Source organism: Sphingomonas sp. PvP056 (genome assembly GCF_040549155.1).
Classification (GTDB): domain Bacteria; phylum Pseudomonadota; class Alphaproteobacteria; order Sphingomonadales; family Sphingomonadaceae; genus Sphingomonas.
The window spans coordinates 1-21,232 of record NZ_JBEPST010000010.1 but is presented as its reverse complement, the minus strand read 5'-3'; the positions used below and the strand labels follow the sequence as shown (position 1 = coordinate 21,232).

Genomic DNA, 21,232 nt, shown 5'->3' with positions numbered 1-21,232 from the left:
AACTCCGATGGTCGAAGGGTTGGCCGCAGAATGGGCCGGGTGGGCAAAGAGTGCGAAGGTTGCCTACCCGGTGCCCGGCCGTCCGCGCCGATGTCTTGATCTTTCGCCTGTTATCAGTGGGATAATGGCGATCGACTGAACCGTCCCGTTCAGGTTCGGTTTATCGGGGTCAACAACATCGGCGCGTCCGTCAGGTCAGGCGATATTGAGCCCGACGTGGACATTGTTGCGCGTCGCGTTGGAATAAGGACAGACCTCATGCGCCGCGTTCGCGAGCTTCTCGGCCTCGGCCTTGTCGACGCCGGGGAGCGTGATCGTCAGGTCGGCGGTAATGCCGTAGCCACCTTCCGAACGCGGACCGAACCCGACCTCGGCGGTTACGGTCGCATCGGCGGGGACCTTGACCCCAACCTTGCCCGAAACCGCCTTCATCGCGCCGAGGAAGCAGGCGGAATAGCCAGCCGCAAACAGCTTCTCGGGGTTGGCGCCGACACCGCCGGGGCCGCCCATCTCCTTGGGAACGACCAGCTTGACATCGACCGACCCATCGTCCGAGCGTGCGGAACCGTCGCGACCGCCGGTTGCGGTGGCCTTGGTCTTGTAAATGACGTCGATGGACATTGTGCTTGCCTTTCAAAGGTGTCGGAGCGCGCAAACGGACGATGCACGCTTAGGATGCCGACCTCATCATAAAGGACGAGGAGGCAGATCGGTTGCGCACCCCCGGTATCCCGCGCGATTGATACGGGGAACCGACCGCCACCTGCATTCGTCCAGCCTCCCGTCGGGGATCACGCCTCGTCCAAAGGGGGATCATGACCGACGGACCAACCACGCAACGCCTGCGGATTGCACAGGTCGCCCCGGTGGTCTTCCCGACCCCGCCGAGCGGATCGGGCGGGACCGAGCGGATCGTGTACGACCTGACCGAAGCGCTCGTCGAGCAGGGGCATGACGTCACGCTGTTCGCGCCGTCCGACAGCCGGACGTCCGCGACGCTGGTGTTCGCGGGACCGAGCCTTGCCGCGCTGAAACAGACGCGCGGGGATGTCGCGCCGGGGGTGCCGGCTGCGCTGGAGGCGATGCAACTGGGACTGCTCGCCGAACGGCTTGGCCAATTCGATATCGTCCATTGCCACGGCGAATTCGCCCACGCAGCCGTACTCGGCGCGGCGCGGTCGCGGAGCATCACGACGGTCCACTGGCGGCTCGACGAATGCGACCGCGAACTGTTCTTCGGGCATTTCACCGACCTGCCGGTGGCGGCAATCTCGGCGGCGCAGGCGTCCGCCTTGCCGTTGGCGAACCTTGCCGGGATCGTGCACCACGGCATCGCACACGACCGCTATCGGATCGGCGACGGCGCGGGGGGCTATCTCGCGTTCATCGGGCGGATGACCGACCAGAAACGCCCCGACCGCGCGATCGCGATCGCGCAGGCGGTGGGGATGCCGCTGCGGCTTGCGGGTGCGGTCGATGTCGGCAACCCGACCTATTTCGCGAAGCACGTTGCGCCAGCGCTGGGGGACGCCATCGTCCACGTCGGCGAACTGGACGATGCGGCGAAGCAGGACCTGCTGGGCAATGCGGTGGCGCTGCTGTTCCCGATCGACTGGCCCGAGCCGTTCGGGCTGGTGATGATCGAGGCGATGGCGTGCGGGACGCCGGTGATCGCGTGGGACAAGGGCAGCGTGCGCGAGATCGTCGAGCCGGGCGTCACCGGCTTTATCGTATCCAGCGAGGCGGAAGCGGCGGAAGCGGTCGCCAAAGCCGCCATGCTCGACCGCAGCGTGATCCGGCGCGTGTTCGAGCAACGCTTCACCGCCGATCGGATGGCGCGCGATTACGTCGATCTGTACGCGGCGCAGATCGCGCGGGCGCGCGGATGACGTCGCGGCACGTCGCACGGCTGCGGTGCCCGGTGTGCGCCAACCCCGACTGGCACGCGCGAATCGGTGGGGAGGAATGCACGCATTGCGGGCTTCAGGTCGATGCGGGTGTTCCGCTCGACGGGGTTCGCGCGGCGATGCTGCATCGTCTCGGCGAAGGTCTGGCATGTGGTGCTCCGAACGATCGCTGGGCACTGACTGCGGAAGGGTGGCGCAATGCGGCGTGGCGGTTCGGCTATGTGCTGGACCACGATCGCGCGGGTCCAGCTGTGCCGCGCAACCATGCGATCACGCTCGGGATCATCACCCGGCCCGAAGAATGCGCCGATGCGGCGGCGCTGGTCGCGGCGCTTCCCGAGTTCGCACGACGGATCGTGCTGATCGATGCACCCGACGCTGCACCCTGGGGCGATGCGTTTCCCGGCGTCGAGCTTCATGCGCACCCGCTGGCCGGGGATTTCGCCGCACAACGCAACCGCGTGCAGGCGCTGGCCGGGGAAGGGTGGGTTTTGCAACTGGACAGCGACGAGCGGCCCGACGCGGTCTTGCGTGACAGTCTCGGGTGGCTGGTCGCGGCTGCGGACGGCGACGGGCTGGAGTCGTTGGGGCTCGCGCGGTGCAACCTCGTCGATGGCGCTCAGTCGGCGCTGTTTCCCGACATCCAGTACCGGCTCAACCGAAGCGCCGTGCGCTTTGCGGGGAACGTCCACGAAGGCCCGGTCGTCCCGTTCGCGCAGACGTCGCTCGCGCTGTCAGGGGTGATCGAGCATCGGCTCGATGCGGTCCGTGTTCGAGCGCGAACGCGGACCTATGCCGCGATGTCCGCCGACGGCGCGCGGCCCGAGGACGAAACCCGTTTGTTGCGCCCGTTCGACACGATCGCGGATCGATAGGCCGCGAGCGTCTGTTCCCCAAGCGTGCGGCGCGTGAACTGGCCGGACGCCGCGCGGCTCGCGGCGGCATAGCGTATGCGCAGCGCAGGATCTTCGATCAGCGGGCGCAGCGCGGCGGCGACGTCCGCCGCGGTACACCTCGTCGCGAGGATCCCTGCGCCGCTGTCCCCGACGAATAGCCGCGCGCTTGCATCTTCGGCGCAGGCGACGACGGGGCGACCGAACATCATCGCCTCCTGATAGACGAGGCCGAAACTTTCGTAGCGCGATGGGGCGACGACGACATGCGCCGCCGCGAACAGATCGTGCAAGCGGGTCTCGTCGACGCGGTGGAACAGGCGGAGCCTTTCGCGCGCGTGCGCTGGGAGTGCAGCGACGTCTTCTTCCTGCGCGCCGACCAGGGTCAGCCGGAACGCCGGCAGGCGCCCGGTCGCGTGCTCGGTCGCAAGGATCGTCATCGCCTCCAGCAATGCATCGAACCCCTTGCGCGGCTCGTTTCGCCCGACGAACAGCAGCTCGACCGTTCCGCCGTCGCCCGGATAGGCGGCGTTCTGCCCACGTTCGGTGATGACCTGTGGCAAACTCAGCCCGATCACCGCGTGATGGGAGCCGGGGTGGGGCACGCGGTACAGGTCCGCGATGGTGTCGCCATGCGCCGTGGTGTTCGAGATCAGCCCGGCACTCCACTGCGCCGACAGCCGTTCGATCAGGATCGCGCCCGCACGGTCGACCCGGTTACGCAGCGTCGGCTCCTGCGATAATGTGATCGCGGCGGGCGTGGAGTTGCGCGTGACGAGCGGTATCGTCCGTCGCGCGGCGATCGCGGCACCGGGGGCATACCAGTTGGTCGCCTCGATCACGTCGAAGCGCCGTTTCCGATGCTCCGCGATGACCGCCGCGCGGAACGCGAGCGGCGCGGCGAGATGCCCCAGCGCCGCCGTGCGCCGCAACGTGGCAAGCGCTCCGCGGGGGGCGCACCCGATGATCTCGAGTTCTCCGTCGCGGTCCCGTCCGCTGCGATCCAGCGTGAACACGCGGACATTGGCACCGGCTTCGGCCGCCGCATGGGCAATTTCCAGCGCCGCACGGGACAGCCCGCTTTTCTCGGGCGGTAGCGCCCACGTCAGCAAACCAACCTGCAGCTGGGGGGATACTTGCTCTGGATCAATTAAATTCCCGTACATCGTTTCGGAACTGCGATGAATGTGAGTCAGTTCCATCTTTCTGTCTCCAGAATGAACGGTAACAATGTTCGTACTCCACATCGCACTTCAGGGCTGCCTTCGGGGGCACGATGTGGAATACGGCATGACGGCTGATACCGGCGGGCACATCCGCTACGTGCTCGATCTGGCGCGCGCGAGCGACGCGCATCCGGCGATCGATCGGATCGAGATCCTGACGCGCGCTTTCGTCGATCCGGTCCATGGCGAATGTTACGATCAGTGTATCGAGACGATCGACGATCACACGCGGATCGTGCGGCTGCGCAGCGTGGACTCGGGCTATCTCGCCAAGGAACAACTGTGGACGCAGCATGACAGCATGGTCGAGGCGGCGGTCGCGCACATCAGTGCGCTCGATCGCTGGCCCGACGTCATCCACGCGCATTATGCCGATGCAGGGGCGCTGGCCGCCGCGATCAAGGACCGGTTGGGAATCCCCTATGTCTTCACCGCGCATTCGCTCGGCCATGTGAAGCGCGCGGCGTTCGACAAGCCGTGTCGCGAGCTCGACGGGCTGGAGCAGCGCATCGCGATCGAGGACCGCGCGATTGCGGGCGCATCTGCGATCATTGCGTCGTCGCGCGACGAGGCCGAGCTGCAATATGCGTTGTACGACGCCTATGACCCCGGCCGTATCCGCATCATCGCGCCGGGCAGCGACGTAAAGGACTTCGCCAACGCCATGCCCGATCGGGCGATCGACGCAGCGATCGACCGTTTTCTGACCGATCCGTCGAAGCCGACGATCCTTGCGATCGCGCGTCCCGTCACCAAGAAGAACCTCGCGGGACTGGTCGAGGCGTACGGGCGTTCGTCCGCGCTGCAGGCGGCGGCGAACCTGGTGATCGTCGCGGGAACGCGCGACGATCTGCGCACGCTCGAACCCGAGGTGCGCGACAATCTCGCCGAATTGCTGATCCTGATCGACCGGTACGATCTGTACGGCAAGGTCGCCTATCCCAAGACGCATCGACCGTGTGACATCCCCGCAGTCTACGCCTATGCGCGGGAGCGGCGGGGGGTGTTCGCCAATCCTGCGCTCAACGAGCCGTTCGGCCTCACGCTGCTCGAGGCGGCGGCGGCGGGGTTGCCGGTGGTGGCAACCGACAGCGGCGGGCCGAACGACATCGTCGAGACCTGCGGCAACGGGTTGCTCGTCGATCCGCGCGCGCCGGAAGCGATTTCGAATGCCTTGCTCGCGATCCTCGCCGATGACGCGCTGTATGATCGCTATGCGGCCGGCGGACGGACGGCGATGCGGACGTACGACTGGGACGCGCATGTCGCGATCTACGCCGATCTGCTTGCCGAAGTCGTTGCCGCGCCGATGGCGCAGCCGGACCGTGACACGATTCCACAAAACCTGCTCGTGTCCGATATCGACGGGACGTTGCTCGGCTGCGCGGACGCACTGTCGGCGTTCCGGCAGTGGCATGGCGACGAGCGCGCGCTGGTCTTCGCGGTTGCAACCGGGCGCAGTTTCCACAGCGCGATGGCGGTTTTGGCACAGCATCACGCGCCGTTGCCCGCGATCGTTATTTCGTCGGTGGGCTCGGAAATCTATCACCGCCGTCCGGGCGGGATCTATGCGCGCGACATCGCGTGGGACGAGAAGGTTGCCGCGGGCTGGGATCGGGAGGCGATCGCAGGGGTCATCGCGCGCGAAGGCGGGCTGACGCCGCAAAGCCCGCTCGAACAGCGCCGCGCCAAGCTCAGTTACATGATCCAGGGCGATCCCGATGCCGGGCGGCGGTTGCGCGCGTTGCTCGATGCGCGCGGGCTGGCGTGCACGATCATCCAGAGCCACGGACGGTATCTCGACGTGCTGCCGTTCGCGGCGTCCAAGGGGACCGCGGTAGAGCATGTCCGCCAGGCGCTCGGGCTGGCGGCGGGGCAGGTGGTCGTCGCGGGCGACAGCGGCAACGATATCGAGATGCTGCGCTCGGTCCCCAACGCGATCATCGTCGGCAACCATTCCGACGGGCTCGCCGAGCGGAAGGACCTTAGCCGCTGTTACGTCGCGCGCGGTTCGCATGCACATGGGATTCTCGAAGGCGTCGCGCACTTCCGCAAGACCGCCAAGCGCGCGTGAGCGTCAGCGTCCTGACGATCGTCCGCGGACGATCGTCGCATCTCGCCAATCTGATCGCGGGCCTGGAACGCCAGACGCGTGCGCCCGACGAGCTCGTCATCGCGTGGATGCAGGATGTGCCGTCGCCGCTGCCTGAAACGCGCTTTCCGGTGCGGTCGGTGCTGGTGCCGGGGGACCCGATGCCGCTTGCCGCGGCGCGCAACCGTGCCGCCGAGGCGGCGCGGGGGGAGCAGTTGATCCTGCTCGACGTCGATTGCATTCCGGCGGCGGGGCTGGTCGAACGCTATGCCGCAACCGCGGAGGCTGCGGGGGTGCGGCTGGGGGATGTGCTGTATCTGCCGCCGGGCGGGGTCGAACGGATTGACGATGCCGCGCTGGACCGCATTGGTGTCCGCCATCCTGCCAAACCTGAACTGGCCGAGGATGAAATTCGTGCCACACCGAGCCACGGCGAGTTGTGGGGGCTGTCCTTCGCGCTATCCGCGGCGGACTGGCGGCGTGCAGGCGGGATGGACGAGCGTTACATCGGCTATGGCGGCGAAGAGACCGACTTCGCGGCGCGGCTGGAACGCGCTGGCGTGACGATGGCATGGGTCGGCGGCGCGCGGGCGTATCACCAGCATCACTCGATCCACATCCCGCCGCTCCAGCATTTCGACGCGATCCTGCGCAACGCGCGGCTGTTCCACGCGACATGGGGGCGGTGGTGCATGGACTACTGGCTGGGCCAGTTCGCGGAGCGCGGCCTGATTGCGATCGACGACGCCGCGCTGACCGTAGTGCGCGCGCCGACCCGGGACGAGATCGACGCGACGCTGGACGCGACCGCGCTGTTCAGTTGATCGTCGGCGACGCTCAGGCCGCTGACATGAGCGGCGGGGCGTCATTCCCTGCGGCCTGCGCTGCAACCGGCGCTGCCGGTGCCTCCGTTGACCACAGATCCACCGCCATGCCCTCAAGATAGGTCGCCGCCTTGCGCGCGGCATCGGCGTCGTACAGCGCGGCGAGCGCCGCCGGGTCGAGCGCCTTCGCGGCATCGAGGATTTTGCGCCACGGGGCGAGCGCGCCGGGCCATTCGCGCAACATCACCGCCGCGCCGACCTCGGCGAGCCGTTCGGCCTTGCGCGTCTGTTCGGCAAAATAGCGCCATTCGGGCGCACAGACATAAGGACGCCCGACGCGTGCGATCTCGTGCACTGTATTGTCCCCGGCGGAGGCGATGACCACGTCCGCAGCGGCGATGTAATCGGTCACGCCCGCGACCCAGCCCAGTTCGCGCAGATTGCCGAAATCGGTCTCATGCCCCTCGCGGTGAGTCGGACCGAGCACCAGCCACAACGCGTTCGGCACCGCACGCGCCGCCATCGTCAGCGGGGCATAGGGCGTTCCCGCCCCGCCGCCGCCGGTCAGCACGACGATGATTTCCTGTGTCGGGTCGAGCCCGAGCTTCGCCCGCGCGGCCTCGCGCGACGGAATCGCGTCGACCGTTGTGCACAGTCCGCCGGTGTAGCACGTCGCCGCACGCACCCAGTCTGGCGTGTCGTCCTGTTCCAACGTCCGATCGAACGGGGCGAGCAGCCCGACGCTTGCCTGATACGCCCCCAGATGCCCCGGATCGAGCCGGTCGCCATGCATTCGCAAGCTGATCGCCGGGACACTCGCGATCCGCGCGAGCATCGCGATCTCGGCGGAGACGTCGACGACGAACAATGCGGGATCGACATCGTCGAGATGGTCGAGGATCGTCCGCATCGTGCCCCGCGTCTTCGCGACGCCGAGCGGAACGCAGTGCATGATCTCGGGCGTCGGCTGCGCGAACAGGCCGGGGGAGGGGACCGGCGCACCGATCATGTTGGGCAGCGGCACGATGTCGATCGGCCGGTCGAACCCGTCGAACAGGTCAGGCCGCGCGCACAGGACGCTCACCGGACGCTCCGCGGGGAGTTCGCGGATGATCGCCATCGCGCGATTGGCGTGGCCGCGGCCCTGGTGATGAATGAAGAAGCTGATCGGTTTAAGCGTCATGGCGGGGCAACGCGACGCAGCGCCTTCGGTTGCCTTGCCGCCATGCGAAAAGCGGCGGGTTTGATGATCGCCCGATCAGTCGAACGTCGCGACGTAATCCACACCATTCTCGACGCGGCGAAACGGTGCCAGGACGATGTCGATCCGGCCCATCACCGGATGCGTCATCTGATAAGTCGAGTGCGGCCAGGTTTCGTCCGACGAACTGCGGAAGACCAGCGAAAAGGGAACACGCCCGCCTTCGCCCCCGCGACGGCGCGACGCCTCCACCAGCGTCAGCGGCATGATGCCGACGCGCGGCACGCCCAGCGAGAATGTCGTGCCGACGTGCCCCGCAAATTCGTTACACGTCATTGCCCGACCCATGGCCAACCCTCGCGCGTCGATAACCCTTGCCCCCACGGCAAGTACCGTGGGTATCAAGGAAACGGGTCATGACGCAATGCGCGCGACAGACTACCCTTTGAACTACTCCAAATTATGTATCTACGCTGCGACGAGCTGTTGTATTCTTGCGGACAAGACATCCATTGCGAACGGTTTGGTAAGAATATGCATCCCCGGATCGAGATGTCCATTCCCAACCGCTGCATTCTCTGCATAGCCGGTGATGAACAAGATCTTCAGATCGGGGCGTGCGACTCTTGCGGCATCTGCCAATTGGCGTCCGTTCATGCCTTTGGGCAGGCCGACATCGGTAATCATCAGGTCGATCGCGTCGCCCGACGCCAGCACGTCCAGCGCGCTCGGGCCGTCACCCGCCTGCAACACGTGGTGCCCGAGATCGGTCAGTGTATCGACCACCAGCGCCCGAACGTCGGGTTCGTCGTCCACCACCAGGACGGTCTTTGCGATCGACGGTGCCGCCATATCGACCGCGACCACGATCTCCGGATCCGCCGCCGCGACTCCGTGCGACCGCGGGAAGAACAGCTGCATCGTCGTGCCATGCCCGACTTCGGACGTGATCCGCACCTGTCCGCCCGATTGGTGGACGAACCCGTAGATCATCGACAGCCCGAGGCCGGTACCTTCACCCAACGGCTTGGTCGTGAAGAACGGATCGAACGCACGCGCGATCGTCTCGGGGGACATGCCCGATCCGGTGTCGGTGACGCTCAGCACGATATACTGGCCTGCCGCCATGTCGCGGCTGCGCGCCGCGGCAGCGTCAAGCGCGACGTTACCGGTCTCGACCGTGATCCGACCGCCTTCGGGCATCGCATCGCGCGCGTTGATGCAGAGATTGAGGACAGCGTTCTCGAGCTGGTTCGGATCGATCAGAGTCGTCCATAACGTCTCGTCGCGGACGACCCTGATCTCGATCGCGGGGCCGACCGCGCGTTGCAGCAGATCCTCGAAACTCGCGATCAGGCGATCGATGTCGGTCGGCCGCGGGTCGAGCGTCTGCCGACGCGAGAAGGCCAGCAGGCGGTGGGTCAGCGCGGCCGCGCGTTTGGCACCCTGTTGCGCCATGCCGATGTAGCGGTCGACGTCGTTGATGCGCCCCTGCTTGATCCGTGCCTGGATCAGTTCAAGGCTGCCCGAAATCGCGGTCAGCAGATTGTTGAAATCATGCGCTAGACCGCCGGTCAACTGACCCACGGCTTCCATCTTCTGCGCCTGGCGCAACTGTTCCTGCGCGGTCTCGAGATCGGCGCGGGCTTCGCGCTCGACGGTGATATGGCGTCCGCTCGCATAGACCCGACCGCCCTCAAGCGTCGCGACCCAAGCGATCCAGCGGTAGCTGCCGTCCTTGTGGCGATAGCGGTTCTCATATTGCCGAAGCGTCGCGTTCAGCGTTTCCTCGAACGCGACGGCGTTGGTGGCGGATTCGTCCGGGTGCCCGAACGCCAGATGGCTGCGCCCGACGATTTCGTCCGCCGTCCACCCGAGGACGTCGGTCCAGGCAGGATTGATCGACAGGATGATCCCCTCGTCGGAGAGGATCACGAGCATGTCCTGCGAATTCTGCCAGGTCCGGTCGCGCTCGCGGGTGCGTTCGGCGACCTGGCGCTCGAGCGTTTCCGCCAGTGCGGCGAGGGCATCCTCGGCGCGCCGCCGTTCGATCGCCGCCTGCGTGCGGTCTGCCACGTCACGGACGAAGATGAGGTCATCGTCCGACCAGACCCGCGGCGCCCTGTTGTTGAGGTACAGCAGCGCCGAGAACCGCCCGCGTTCCACCAGCGGCAGGTTGACGACGGCGAGCGCATCGATCGCTTCGAGCGCGTCGGCATTGCCGGCGGTACGGGGATCGGTGCGGGCGTCCGCAAAAGTCACCACGTCGCCGCGTTTCAGATCCTCGATATACGAGCCATAGTCGCGGAAGCGCAGCACGCCTGCGAGCGTCGGTACGCCCGGCATGCACCAGTCGCGTTCGATCGTGATCGTCTCCGCAACCGGATCGATGACGCCATAGCCTGCGCGACTGACGCTGAGCGTGTTGCCGAGGATCGCCGCCGCCTCGAACGACATGGCGGCGGTATCGGGGGCTTCGCGCAGCCGGTCACTGAGCGACAGCAGCGCGCGCTGGCGCAGTTCGATCACGCGGCGATCGGTGATTTCGTGCGACACGCCGACGACGCGCTGCGGCCGTCCGACGGGGTCGCGCTCGACCCGGCCATCGACCTGAAGCCAGTGCAGCGATCCGTCGCGCCAGAGGCAGCGCACTTCGGCGCGGTAATCGGCTCCGTCCGCCAGCGCGCGCTTGATCCCGGCGACGGTATCGTCGCGATCGTCGGGGTGGATCGCCGCGAGCAGGTCGTCATAATCGAACGGTTCGTCCGCAGCGCGACCGAATTGCGCCTTGGTATCGGGTTCGACGTGGAGCGACGAGGTCGTCATGTCGAGCGTCCACGCCCCCAGGCCACCCGCCGCAATCGCGAGCTTGAGCCGTTGCTGCCCCGCGTGGATGTCCTCCAGGCGGTTGCGCGCGTCATATTGCCGGAGCCGTGCGCGCCTTGCCGCGCGTGCGAGTGACAGCAGCGTCGTCGGGTGGAACGGTCGTTCGAGGAAGGTGACGTTGCCAAGCGCCTCCAGCAGCCGCACCGCGCCCGGATTGCGTTCGAGCCCGCCGCCGCGTTCGGTCAGCACGATGAACGGCAGGTCCGACCATTCCGCCTGTTGCGCGAGGACGCTGGTCAGGTCGCGCAGGTCCGCGCCCCGCAACGCTTCTTCGGTCAGGACGGCGAACCCGCAACCTTGCGCGATCGCCGCGACCAGCGATGGCAGGTCCGGCGCGATTTCCGCACCCAGTTGCCCTTCTTGCAGCATCGCACGCGCAATCACCGCGTCGCGACCGCGCGGTGCAAGGATGATGGCGCCTTCGGCGAGCGTGCGGTTCAAGAAGAATTCAAGCCCATGTTAGTCCAGCAGGAGTGCATCGTCTTCGCCGATCAACGCCGGAACCCCGCGCAAGATACCCTGGAAAGCCGTCAACGGGTGTCCGAGCGTGATGCCTGTCTGACCGATCGTGAATTCGCGGATCGTATCCTCATGGTTTCCCATCCGCTTCTTAACGACCGAGATCGCGCGTCGGACCCGCCCGGTCGCTTCGAAATATCGCAGCAGGATCACGGTGTCCGCAAGATAGGTCACGTCGACCGGGGATTTCATGTCGCCGACCAGGCCATGTTGCGCGACCGTCAGGAACGTCATGACGCCTTGCCGATTCAGATATTGCAGCAATTCGTGCATGTGCAGGATCAGCGCCTGCTCCTCCGGCATCGCCGCCTGATAGCCGTTGAGGCTATCGATCACGACGGTGCGCGCCTTGTAGCGTTCGACGCAAATCCGCACACGTTCCGAGAACTCGCCGGGCGACAGTTCCGCCGCGTCGATCTGTTCGATGACGAGCTGCTCGGACTCGACCATTGCCTGCAGATCGATCCCGAGCCCCAGCGCGCGGCTGAACAGCAGCCCCAGTTCTTCGTCGAACACGAACATCGCCGCATTCTCGCCGCGTTCGATTGCGGCCTTGACGAAGCTCAACGTCAGCAGCGATTTGCCGGTGCCTGCGGGGCCGAGGATCAGCGTGCTCGCGCCGCGTTCGAAGCCGCCGCCGATCAGCCCGTCGAACGCTGCATCCCCCACCGGAATGCTCTCACGCGAGAAGCTGCCGCGATGTTCCGCCGATACGAGCCGCGGGAAGACGCGGATCCCGCCGGTGTCGATGACGAGATCATGGTACCCGCCACGATAGCGCCGCCCGCGATATTTTAGGACGCGCAGACGCCGCCGTTCGGCGCCGTAATTGGGAGACAGTTCCTCGAGCCGGATCACCGCATGCGCGACCGAATGAACCGTCCGGTCCAGCATGTCCGCGGTCAGGTCGTCGAGCATCAGCACGGTCGCGTCATGCCGCGCGAAATAATGTTTGAGCGCGAGGATCTGACGCCGATAGCGCAGCGAACTTTGCGCAAGCAGGCGGATTTCGGACAGGCTGTCGAGCACGACGCGCGAAGGCTTGATCTGCTCGAAAATCTCGAAGATCCGCTTGGTCGTCTCGCCCAGTTCCAGGTCGGACGAATAGAGCAGGCTTTGCTGATGGTCTTCGTCGAGCAGGCTTTCGGGCGGGACCAGTTCGAACACCGTGAAGGATGGCGGGAAGGTCCAGCCATGCGATTCTGCGCCTTCGCGCAGCTCCTCGTCGGTTTCGGACAGCGTGATGTAGAGGACGCGTTCGCCAGCCTCAGCACCCTGGAGCAGGAACTGGGTCGAGATGGTGGTCTTGCCGGTGCCGGGACTGCCTTCGAGCAGGATCAGACGCCCGCGCTGAAGGCCCCCGCCCAGAATATCGTCAAGGCCGGCCACGCCGGTAGGACAATCCGCCACACACTCTCCCCTTTCATCGGGGTCGTAACGACCTCGTCGAAATCATGGGCTGATATGTATCAAGAGATACGGGGTTCGATACTCTTTTTGTTCGCGCGGGATCGGGCAGATTCTGCGAGACGCAGGAACCGCATATCACCATCATGGATGGATTGATCCGGTCCGGGTGAGGCGCGTAGGGGAGTGGCATGGCCACCAGTCGAATCCGTCGTTTCTTGACCGAGGAGAACTGGACCTTCGCGCCGCACGAGCGCCCCGCACTGCCGGGTTCGCCGGCGTCGCCCGAGCACACCCAGATCGTGCGGCTGGCGTACGGCGCGATCGCGATCCTGGTGGGGCTGACCGGGGGGCTGGGTACCGCGCTGATTTCGGTCAATACGATGACCTTGCAAGGGTCGCTCGGGTTCGATCCGACCGAGATCGCGTGGTTGCCGACGGTGTACGTGATGACCAACGCATCGGTGAACCTGCTGCTGATCAAGTTCCGTCAGCAATATGGGCTGCGGCCGTTCACGATCATTTTCCTCGGCCTGTACGTGCTGCTCGCGTTCGCGCATCTGTTCGTCCACGGCTTCTGGTCGGCGATCGCGGTGCGCGCGGCGAGCGGGATGGCGGGGGCATCGCTCAGCTCGCTCAGCCTCTATTACATGATGCAGGCGCTGCCGACCAAATGGCGGCTGCGCGCGCTGGTCGTGGGGATCGGGATCCCGCAATGCGCGACCCCGCTCGCGCGGCTGTTTTCGCCCGAGCTGCTGGCGATGTCGCAATGGCGGGCGCTGTATCTGTTCGAATTCGGGCTGGCACTGTTGTCGCTGGTCGCGGTGAGCCTGCTGCGCTTGCCGCCGACCGAGCGGAAGCAGGCGTTCGAGCCTTTGGATTTCGTGACCTTCACGCTGTTCGCGGTTGCGATTGCGCTGCTGTCGGCGGTGCTGGGGCAGGGGCGGCTGGTGTGGTGGTTCGAGGCGCCGTGGATCGGCTGGTCGCTGGTCGTGGCGATCCCGTTGTTTGCGGCGGCGTTGGTGATCGAGCATGGTCGCGCGAACCCGCTGCTCAACACGCGCTGGCTGGGCAGCGCGGATATTGTGCGCTTCACGATCGTCACTTTGATGGCGCGACTCGTGCTGTCCGAACAGACCTATGCCGCGGTCGGGCTGTTGACGGTATTGGGGCAAAACAACGACCAGTTCGGGACGCTGTTCGCGATCATCTTCGTCGCGTCGATCGCTGGCGTGATCGCGAGCGCGGTGACGCTCGACGTCAACCGGCTGACGCATCCGGTGATGCTCGCGATCGGGCTGGTCGCGGTCGCGGCCTATGTCGACTCGCTGTCGACCAGCCTGACGCGTCCGGCGCAACTGTATGTCACGCAGGCGGTGATCGCGTTTGCCGGCACCTTCTTCCTCGGGCCATCACTGCTGTTCGGGATGACGCGTGCGCTCAAGGAAGGCGCAGGGCACATCATCAGCTTCCTGGCGCTGTTCGGCATGGTCAATGCGATCGGCGGGCTTGGGGGGGCGGCGTTGCTGGGCACCTATCAGACGATCTCGGAAAAGGCGCACAGCGCGGCGATCGTCCAGGCGATCGACCCGACCGATCCGATCGTCGCCGCGCGCATCGCGGCGGGGGGCGGCGCGGTCGGCCGCGTCGTCAGCGATCCGACGCTGCGCTCTGCCGAAGGCGGTGCCTTGCTTTCGCAGACCGCGACACGCGAGGCCAATGTGCTTGCCTATGACGACACGTTCCGGTTGGTGGCGATCCTCGCCGGTCTGACCACCGCCTATCTCGCTTTTCTTCTGATCCGCCGCACGAGGCGCGAACGTCGCGCGGCGCTTGCCAAGGCTTCCGCATGACCGATACGCGCCAACCGCCGCAAAGCCCCGTCGCGGCCACCCCCGTGACCGAAGCCCGCGCCGCCGAAAACGCCGCCGCTGCTGCCGCACCCGCTGCACCCGCTGCCCCCACCGCGCCGGTCGGATCGGGCTGGCGCCCGCCGCGTCCGTCGCGCAGCGCGCTGATCGTCGCGATCCTGTTGTCCGCGATCGGGATCGGCGCTGTGCTGTACGCGTGGCGTCTGCCGCCGTTTGCGACCGCCAACCAGGCGACCGACAACGCTTATGTCCGCGGGCGCACCACGGTGATCAGCCCGCAGGTCAGCGGGTATGTCACCGCGGTGCTGGTGCGCGACTTTGCGAGCGTGACGCAGGGGCAGCCGCTGGTGCAGATCGACGACCGGATCTACCGCCAGCGCGTCGACCAGGCGAAGGCGCAGGTCGCGGGTCAGGAGGCGACGCTCGCGAACAGCCAGCAGACCGCACGCGCCCGCGCCGCCAGCCTGCAGGCGCAGGACGCGGCAGTCGCCAACGCCAACGCGCAGTTGCTGCGCGCGCGGGCGGACATGAACCGAGTCAACGACCTCGTCACCGACGGTTCGGTGTCGCTGCGGGAACGCGACCAGACGCTGGCGGCGCTGCGACAGGCACAGGCGGGCGTGCTCCAGGCGAAGGCTGCGCGCGAAATCGCCCGGCAGGACATTCGCACGGTCGAGGTCGGGCGCGGCGGTCAGCAGGCCGGCGTCAGCGGCGCGGAAGCGGCGCAGCGGCTTGCGCAGATCGACTTCAACAATACGGTGGTGCGCGCGCCCGAGAGCGGCCGGCTGAGCGAGGTCGGCGTGCGGGTGGGGCAATATGTCACCGCGGGTTCGCAGCTGATGTTCCTCGTGCCGCCCGAGACTTGGGTGATCGCCAATTACAAGGAAGCGCAGACCGCGCGGATGGCGGTCGGGCAGCCTGCCAGCTTCACCGTCGACGGTCTCGCCAATGCGCGGCTGACGGGTCATGTCGAGCGCCTGTCCCCTGCGGCGGGGTCCGAATTCGCGGTTCTCAAGGCGGACAATGCGACGGGTAACTTTACCAAGGTGCCGCAACGCATCGCGGTGCGGATCAAGATCGATCCGGGCCAGCCGCTTGCGGCACGCTTGCGGCCGGGGATGTCGGTGCAGACGCGGATCGATACGTCTTCGGGGCCGCAAATCCGATGAGACGCGGACTGGGCGTCCTCGCGGCGGGGATGATGGTCGCTGCGTGCGTGGGGCCGCGCCCGGAAGCGCCTGCCGCCACAGCGATCGTTGCACCCCCCGCCTGGCGCACCGCGCTCGGCCCCGGGTCGCCGGTCCGCGCGCAATGGTGGAACGCGTTCGGCGATCCGGTGCTCGCGCAACTGATCGGCCAGGCGCTCGCCAACAGTCCCGATCTCGGGATTGCGGCGGGCCGCGTCGACGAGGCGCGCGCGGCACAGCGGCTGGCGCGCGCGCAACTGTCGCCGACGGTCAGTGCGGGTTTGCCAACGACCGATGCACGTGCGCTCAACGCGTTCGGCGTCGCGAGCACCAACCTGACGGCGCAGCCATCGCTGACCGCCAGCTACGATCCCGACCTGTTCGGGCGTCTGCGCAACGCGAGCGCCGCTGCGCGCGCGCAATTGCTCGCGAGCGAGGGCGCGCGCGACGTCGTCCGGCTCGCCATCGCAAGCAGCGTCGCGAGCGGGTACATTACGCTGCGCGCGCTCGATGCGCGGCTGGCGGTCGCGCGCGATACGCTCGCCGCGCGGGGCGATGCGCTCCGCATTGCGCGGCGGCGTGCGGAGACGGGCTATACCTCGAACCTCGAACTGCATCAGGCCGAAGGCGAGTATCGCGCGACCGAACAGCTGATCCCGCAGGCGCAGCTTGCAATCACGCGGCAGGAGGATGCGCTCAGCCTGTTGCTGGGGGATACGCCCCGCGCGATCCAGCGGGGGGCGGCTTTGACCGCGCTGGTGCCGCCGCCGATCCCGGACGGGCTGCCCGCCGATTTGCTGCGACGCCGACCCGACCTGTTCCAGGCGGAGCAGACGCTGGTCGCGGCGGACCGCAGCCTCGACAGTGCGCGTGCGGCGTTGCTGCCCAACATCGCGCTGACCGGATCTGCGGGGGTGATCCTGTCGACCGCACTCGCCAATCCGGTCGGGATCTTCTCGATCGGCGGCAGCGTGCTGTCCCCGCTGTTCGACGGCGGGCGGCTTCGTGCCAATGTCGATCTGAACGCCGCGCGGCGCGACCAGGCAGCATTCAGCTATCGCCGTTCCGCGCTTACTGCGTTCCGCGAAGTCGATGACAGTCTCGCCGGGGTCCAGCGCTCGGGCGAACAGGCGGTCGCGATCCGTGGGCAACGCGACGCCTATGCGGCGGCGCTGCGCAATGCATCGAACCGGTATCGTGCGGGCTATTCTTCGTATCTCGACCAGCTCGATACGCAACGCGGGCTGCTGACCGCCGAGCTTGCGCTGGTGCAGGCGAATGCGGACCGGTTGACGTCCTATGTCGCGCTGTATCAGGCGATGGGGGGCGGCTGGACCGAAGCTGACGTGTCGGCAGTGCGACGGTAGGGTGTGCCAGATCCGTTTTACCGGCTGTGCGAGACCTCGGCATCAAGGCATTCGGCGGTTTGATCATCACCCCGCGCCCCAAAATCTGCCGTCATGCTGAACTTGTTTCAGCATCCACCGCGCAACAGGCATAGTGCGGACTTGCGGAGGGCTGGATCCTGAAACAAGTTCAGGATGACGGACGGTTTTTTGGCACCCTCGCCTTCGCAGGAAGGCAGCAAATGACGCCTCCGTTACCCAACTTTCGCAGAGGCCAGGCGAAAACGGGAGTCCAGGGTAGCGCCCTTACTCAGAACGCGAATGGCGCGACCGTCGTGCGCTCTGCGATGCGCAGTGCGTCCGCGACCAGCCGCAAGGGCGACAGATCGACCTCGGACTCGCCCGCCGCCACCAGCTTCGCAAGGCGCGCATAGATCGCGGGATATTCGCTGTTCGCTGCCGTGCGCGGTGTTTCGCCGTCAATCGCAATCGTCGCCCCGCCATCGCTGAGCAACACACTGCCACGATCGGTATCGATCCGTATGTCCCAGCTTTGCGGCCCGGTTTGCAGGAAGTCGAAATCGGCCGTGATCCGCGTGTCCCCCGCCGCCATCGCGAGCGTCGCAGCAATCGGCGCGCCGCGACCTTCGGGGATCGCGATCCGGGCGGTTTCGACGCGAACCGGTTGGGGCAGGAGGGAGGTCAGGATCGACAATGCGTTGATCCCCGGATCGAACACGCCGAACCCATTCTCCGCCAGAATCCAGTCCTGCCCCGGATGCCAGCGACGAATGTCTTCCTTCCATGTGATCTGCACCGCCGAAACGTCGCGTTCCGCGATCCAGGTTCGCGCCTCGGCGACCGCGGCGGCTTCGCGCGAATGCCATGTCGCCATCACCGAAACGTCCGCGCCGGCGGCATGCGCAACGATTCCCTCGGCCTCGGCCAGCGTCGCCGCAGTCGGCTTTTCGAGCAGGACCGCAAGCCCGGCATCGATTGCGGCCATCGCGATGGCGGGCCGGTAGGCGGGCGGCGTGCAGATCGCGACCGCGTCGAGATCGGGCACTCCGGCCATCATCGCGGCAAGGTCGGGATAAGCGGCGACACCGTCGAGACTGCCATGCGGGTCGGCGGTCGCGACCAGCACGAAGCGGGGATCGGCAAGGATGGCGGGAACGTGCTGGTCCCGCGCGATCTTGCCGATGCCAACGATGCCAAGACGGATCGCGCCGTCGCGCGGCAGAGCTCGGTCGGTCGCGTTCGTCACTGCAGCTCTCGTCTTTATATGATTATTGCGCCGCCCTTATGGCGACGCGACGGCGGCATCAAGTCGTGGACCCGTTCCCGACAGCGTCGACCCGGTCGATCAGCTCGATCACGTCGCCGATCAGGTGCCGCATTGCCGTGCGCGCGGCTTCCGGATCCCGGGCGAAGATCGCGTTGCGGACGGCGGAATGGTCGGCGATGCTCGCGTTGCGTCCCTTGATCCGGTTGGTGAAGCGGATCGAGGTACGCAAGGCCGTGGCGACGACGTCGCGGAACTGCCCGTAGAACGGATTGCGCGACGCTTTCAGGATCGCGATATGGAATGCGATGTCCGCATCGAGTGGATCATCGGCATCCCGGTCGGCGGCGATCATCCGCTCGAGCCCGGCATCAATGTCGACCAGGTCCGTCGCGCCGCCGAACTGCGCTGCCAGCGCCGCCGCCTCGGGCTCGATCGCTATCCGCAGCTGGCTGAACTGACGGAGCAGATCGACCGAGAAGGTCCGTTCGAGCATCCACCGCAGGACATCCGTATCGAACAGGTTCCACGTCTCGGACGGGCGGACGATCGTGCCCTGACGCGGACGTGCGCTGAGCAGGCCCTTGGCGGTGAGCATCTTGACCGCTTCGCGCGTCACCGACCGGCTGACGCCGTGCGTCTGCGCGAGCTGCGCTTCGGTCGGAAAGGGCTGCGTCTCATATTGGCCGGTGACGATCGCAAGTCCGATCGTGTCGAGCAGACGGTAGGTCAGGTTGCGCGTCGGCGGGGGGGCTTGCTGAACCATAAGCCGCCTTTCTGGCGGTTTGCGACGATGCTGTCACCACCCGCAGCCGCTTGAGCGGGTGGACACGGCGAATAAGTCAGATAAATACCGCCCTAGCGCGCAACCACCGTCTGCGGTCGGTGGCACCCTGGCGCGCAGGAGACCAAGCGTTGACCATGCCCGTATCGCCGCTGTTCAATGATGCCTTCCTCGCAGTCGATTGGGGCACCACCAACCGGCGGGTTTACCGGATCGAAGCCGGGCAGGTCGTGGCTACGGATCGCAATGCGCGCGGCGTGACCGCGATCGACAAGGAGGGATTCCCGGCGGAAGTCGCCGATATTCGTGCGCGCTTTGGGGATTTGCCGATGCTGCTGGCGGGGATGGTCGGCTCGACGATCGGCTGGCGCGACGTGCCCTATGTCGCGACCCCCGCCGGGTTCGAGGTGCTCGCGCGCGGGCTCGGCTGGATCGATGATCGCACCGCGATCGTCCCGGGGCTGTCGGTGCTGGTCGATGGGCGCGCGGACGTGATGCGCGGGGAAGAGATTCAATTGCTCGGCGCGGTCGAGGCGGGGCTGGTGCCGCGCGATGGCCTGCTGTGTCAGCCCGGAACGCATTGCAAATGGGCGCGGATGGAAGCGGGCGTGGTGGTCGATTTCACCACCGCGATGACCGGCGAACTGTTCGCGCTGGTGCGCGGCCACGGACTGCTGTCGACGCAGCTTAGCGGTGACGTCACCGCCAATGAGGCGTTCCGCGAGGGCGTCGAGGCGGGCAAACGACGCGATCTGTCCGCCGCGCTGTTCGGCATTCGCGCGAGCAAGCTGCTGGGACAGCGCGACGATGCCGATGCCGCATCCTATGCGAGCGGGCTGCTGATCGGCAGCGACGTCGCGGTGCGGCTCGAAAACGGCGCTGGGGATGTCCATATCCTGTCCGACCCGTCGCTTGGCGGCCTGTACGCCATTGCGGTCGAGGCGAATGGCGGCACGCCGCATATCGTCGACAGCCACGCCGCCTTCGCCGCCGGTATTATCGCGCTCGCACGCGCGCTTGGAGAATGATCGCATGACCATGGTTTCCGATTTCGACGCCGCCTTCGCGCGCTGCCCGCTCGTCGCCATCCTGCGCGGGGTCCGCCCCGATGAAGTCGAGGCGATCGGCGAGGAACTCGTCGCGGCTGGCTTCACGCTGCTCGAGGTGCCGATGAATTCGCCCGACCCGCTCGACAGCGTCGCGCGGCTGGCGAAGCGGTTCGAAGGCCGCGCGATCATCGGTGCGGGCACCGTGCTCGATGTCGACGGCGTGGCCGCGGTGCAGGCGGCGGGCGGAACCATGGTGATCTCCCCCAACATGAACCCGCGCGTGATCGCGGCGACCGCCGCGGCGGGGCTGGTGTCGCTGCCGGGCATCGCGACGCCGAGCGAGGCGTTTTTCGCGCTCGAAACCGGGGCGACCGCGCTCAAGCTGTTCCCCGCCGAGGCGGCGAGCCCGGTGGTGCTCAAGGCGATGCGCGCGGTCTTGCCCAAGACCGTCCGCGTGCTGCCGGTCGGCGGGATCACCCCCGAGGGGATGGCACCGTGGACCGCGGCGGGGGCTGCGGGCTTTGGTCTTGGCGGTGCGCTGTATTCGGTCGGTGCGACGGCGGAACAAGTCGGCGCGAACGCGCGCGCCTTCATCGCCGCGCTGGGGTAATGCGAGGGTCGTAAGACTTTTGCCTTCCTCCCGTTCGTTTCGAGCGAAGTCGAGAAACCTGCGCTGTGCCGGGTTTCTCGACTTCGCTCGAAACGAACGGGGGGGGGGGGGGGCTACCCCGCAGGTCCGTCCCCAAAACGCTGGT

At 66.8% G+C, this 21,232-nt stretch carries 17 protein-coding genes; 9 read left to right on the top strand and 8 right to left on the bottom strand.

The window, feature by feature from the left end; all coding sequences use genetic code 11:
* Positions 1–195: 195 nt before the first annotated feature.
* The gene (locus ABIC17_RS19150; protein ID WP_354284631.1) at positions 196–621 is read right to left on the bottom strand and encodes an organic hydroperoxide resistance protein; all 426 of its coding nucleotides are present in this window, start codon (positions 619–621) and stop codon (positions 196–198) included.
* 194 nt (positions 622–815) lie between these two features.
* Between ABIC17_RS19150 and ABIC17_RS19145 the strand changes: the two genes are divergently transcribed.
* Both ABIC17_RS19145 and ABIC17_RS19140 read left to right on the top strand, forming a co-directional pair.
* Positions 816–1,889, top strand: a complete 1,074-nt coding sequence (locus ABIC17_RS19145) for a glycosyltransferase family 4 protein (RefSeq protein ID WP_354284629.1) — start codon at positions 816–818, stop codon at positions 1,887–1,889.
* A complete protein-coding gene (locus ABIC17_RS19140) occupies positions 1,886–2,782 on the top strand; it encodes a glycosyltransferase family protein (RefSeq protein ID WP_354284627.1) in 897 nt (298 codons plus the stop codon). The genes ABIC17_RS19145 and ABIC17_RS19140 overlap by 4 nt, the downstream gene beginning before the upstream one ends.
* Here the strand turns inward: ABIC17_RS19140 and ABIC17_RS19135 are convergent.
* A complete protein-coding gene (locus tag ABIC17_RS19135; RefSeq protein WP_354284625.1) occupies positions 2,698–3,912 on the bottom strand; it encodes a glycosyltransferase family 4 protein in 1,215 nt (404 codons plus the stop codon). The two genes, ABIC17_RS19140 and ABIC17_RS19135, sit on opposite strands and share 85 nt — an antisense overlap.
* 178 nt (positions 3,913–4,090) lie before the next feature.
* Between ABIC17_RS19135 and ABIC17_RS19130 the strand changes: the two genes are divergently transcribed.
* Both ABIC17_RS19130 and ABIC17_RS19125 read left to right on the top strand, forming a co-directional pair.
* On the top strand, positions 4,091–6,100 hold the full coding sequence (locus ABIC17_RS19130) for an HAD-IIB family hydrolase (RefSeq protein ID WP_354284623.1): 2,010 nt from the start codon (positions 4,091–4,093) through the stop codon (positions 6,098–6,100).
* Positions 6,097–6,942 carry a glycosyltransferase family 2 protein gene (locus tag ABIC17_RS19125; RefSeq protein ID WP_354284621.1) on the top strand — a complete coding sequence of 282 codons (846 nt, stop codon included), beginning with the start codon at positions 6,097–6,099 and terminating at the stop codon, positions 6,940–6,942. Before ABIC17_RS19130 ends, ABIC17_RS19125 begins: the two co-directional genes overlap by 4 nt.
* A gap of 13 nt (positions 6,943–6,955) precedes the next feature.
* Here the strand turns inward: ABIC17_RS19125 and ABIC17_RS19120 are convergent, their stop codons facing one another.
* The 4 genes from ABIC17_RS19120 to ABIC17_RS19105 all read right to left on the bottom strand — a co-directional run bounded on the left by ABIC17_RS19120 (position 6,956) and on the right by ABIC17_RS19105 (position 12,937).
* The gene (locus tag ABIC17_RS19120; protein ID WP_354284619.1) at positions 6,956–8,125 is read right to left on the bottom strand and encodes a glycosyltransferase; all 1,170 of its coding nucleotides are present in this window, start codon (positions 8,123–8,125) and stop codon (positions 6,956–6,958) included.
* A gap of 75 nt (positions 8,126–8,200) precedes the next feature.
* Complete coding sequence (locus tag ABIC17_RS19115; RefSeq protein WP_354284617.1) at positions 8,201–8,479, bottom strand: DUF6916 family protein; 279 nt, start codon at positions 8,477–8,479, stop codon at positions 8,201–8,203.
* A gap of 132 nt (positions 8,480–8,611) precedes the next feature.
* A complete protein-coding gene (locus tag ABIC17_RS19110) occupies positions 8,612–11,470 on the bottom strand; it encodes a PAS domain-containing protein (protein WP_354284616.1) in 2,859 nt (952 codons plus the stop codon).
* Between the two features lie 18 nt (positions 11,471–11,488).
* Complete coding sequence (locus ABIC17_RS19105) at positions 11,489–12,937, bottom strand: ATPase domain-containing protein (RefSeq protein WP_354284851.1); 1,449 nt, start codon at positions 12,935–12,937, stop codon at positions 11,489–11,491.
* A gap of 209 nt (positions 12,938–13,146) precedes the next feature.
* On the opposite strand from ABIC17_RS19105, the gene ABIC17_RS19100 reads away from it, so the two are divergent.
* From ABIC17_RS19100 to ABIC17_RS19090, 3 genes are read left to right on the top strand one after another with little or no spacing between them, the layout of a single operon-like run.
* Positions 13,147–14,808: an MFS transporter gene (locus ABIC17_RS19100; protein WP_354284614.1), complete on the top strand. Its 1,662-nt coding sequence runs from the start codon at positions 13,147–13,149 to the stop codon at positions 14,806–14,808.
* Positions 14,805–15,995 (top strand): HlyD family secretion protein, encoded by a 1,191-nt coding sequence (locus ABIC17_RS19095; RefSeq protein ID WP_354284613.1) that lies wholly within the window; start codon positions 14,805–14,807, stop codon positions 15,993–15,995. Before ABIC17_RS19100 ends, ABIC17_RS19095 begins: the two co-directional genes overlap by 4 nt.
* Positions 15,992–17,380, top strand: coding sequence for an efflux transporter outer membrane subunit (locus tag ABIC17_RS19090; protein WP_354284611.1), 1,389 nt, complete (start codon positions 15,992–15,994; stop codon positions 17,378–17,380). Before ABIC17_RS19095 ends, ABIC17_RS19090 begins: the two co-directional genes overlap by 4 nt.
* A gap of 289 nt (positions 17,381–17,669) precedes the next feature.
* Here the strand turns inward: ABIC17_RS19090 and ABIC17_RS19085 are convergent, their stop codons facing one another.
* Together ABIC17_RS19085 and ABIC17_RS19080 are read right to left on the bottom strand one after the other, a co-directional pair.
* Positions 17,670–18,626 (bottom strand): Gfo/Idh/MocA family protein, encoded by a 957-nt coding sequence (locus ABIC17_RS19085; RefSeq protein WP_354284609.1) that lies wholly within the window; start codon positions 18,624–18,626, stop codon positions 17,670–17,672.
* A 58-nt stretch (positions 18,627–18,684) separates the two neighbouring features.
* Positions 18,685–19,410, bottom strand: coding sequence for a FadR/GntR family transcriptional regulator (locus ABIC17_RS19080; protein WP_354284607.1), 726 nt, complete (start codon positions 19,408–19,410; stop codon positions 18,685–18,687).
* A 155-nt stretch (positions 19,411–19,565) separates the two neighbouring features.
* Here ABIC17_RS19080 and ABIC17_RS19075 point away from each other — a divergent pair, with 155 nt between their 5' ends.
* Both ABIC17_RS19075 and ABIC17_RS19070 read left to right on the top strand, forming a co-directional pair.
* On the top strand, positions 19,566–20,456 hold the full coding sequence (locus tag ABIC17_RS19075; RefSeq protein WP_354284849.1) for a 2-dehydro-3-deoxygalactonokinase: 891 nt from the start codon (positions 19,566–19,568) through the stop codon (positions 20,454–20,456).
* A gap of 4 nt (positions 20,457–20,460) precedes the next feature.
* Positions 20,461–21,087 carry a 2-dehydro-3-deoxy-6-phosphogalactonate aldolase gene (locus tag ABIC17_RS19070; protein ID WP_354284605.1) on the top strand — a complete coding sequence of 209 codons (627 nt, stop codon included), beginning with the start codon at positions 20,461–20,463 and terminating at the stop codon, positions 21,085–21,087.
* The last annotated feature ends 145 nt before the right edge of the window (positions 21,088–21,232 follow it).

Excerpts from the sequence above, each read along its gene's own strand:
- ABIC17_RS19090 (WP_354284611.1), top strand. The coding sequence starts at position 15,992 with ATGAGACGCGGACTGGGCGTCCTCGCGGCGGGGATGATGGTCGCTGCG.
- ABIC17_RS19150 (WP_354284631.1), bottom strand. The coding sequence starts at position 621 with ATGTCCATCGACGTCATTTACAAGACCAAGGCCACCGCAACCGGCGGT.
- ABIC17_RS19070 (WP_354284605.1), top strand. The coding sequence starts at position 20,461 with ATGACCATGGTTTCCGATTTCGACGCCGCCTTCGCGCGCTGCCCGCTC.
- ABIC17_RS19130 (WP_354284623.1), top strand. The coding sequence starts at position 4,091 with ATGACGGCTGATACCGGCGGGCACATCCGCTACGTGCTCGATCTGGCG.
- ABIC17_RS19080 (WP_354284607.1), bottom strand. The coding sequence starts at position 19,410 with ATGGTTCAGCAAGCCCCCCCGCCGACGCGCAACCTGACCTACCGTCTG.
- ABIC17_RS19095 (WP_354284613.1), top strand. The coding sequence starts at position 14,805 with ATGACCGATACGCGCCAACCGCCGCAAAGCCCCGTCGCGGCCACCCCC.
- ABIC17_RS19140 (WP_354284627.1), top strand. The coding sequence starts at position 1,886 with ATGACGTCGCGGCACGTCGCACGGCTGCGGTGCCCGGTGTGCGCCAAC.
- ABIC17_RS19075 (WP_354284849.1), top strand. The coding sequence starts at position 19,566 with ATGCCCGTATCGCCGCTGTTCAATGATGCCTTCCTCGCAGTCGATTGG.
- ABIC17_RS19100 (WP_354284614.1), top strand. The coding sequence starts at position 13,147 with ATGGCCACCAGTCGAATCCGTCGTTTCTTGACCGAGGAGAACTGGACC.
- ABIC17_RS19145 (WP_354284629.1), top strand. The coding sequence starts at position 816 with ATGACCGACGGACCAACCACGCAACGCCTGCGGATTGCACAGGTCGCC.
- ABIC17_RS19120 (WP_354284619.1), bottom strand. The coding sequence starts at position 8,125 with ATGACGCTTAAACCGATCAGCTTCTTCATTCATCACCAGGGCCGCGGC.
- ABIC17_RS19115 (WP_354284617.1), bottom strand. The coding sequence starts at position 8,479 with ATGACGTGTAACGAATTTGCGGGGCACGTCGGCACGACATTCTCGCTG.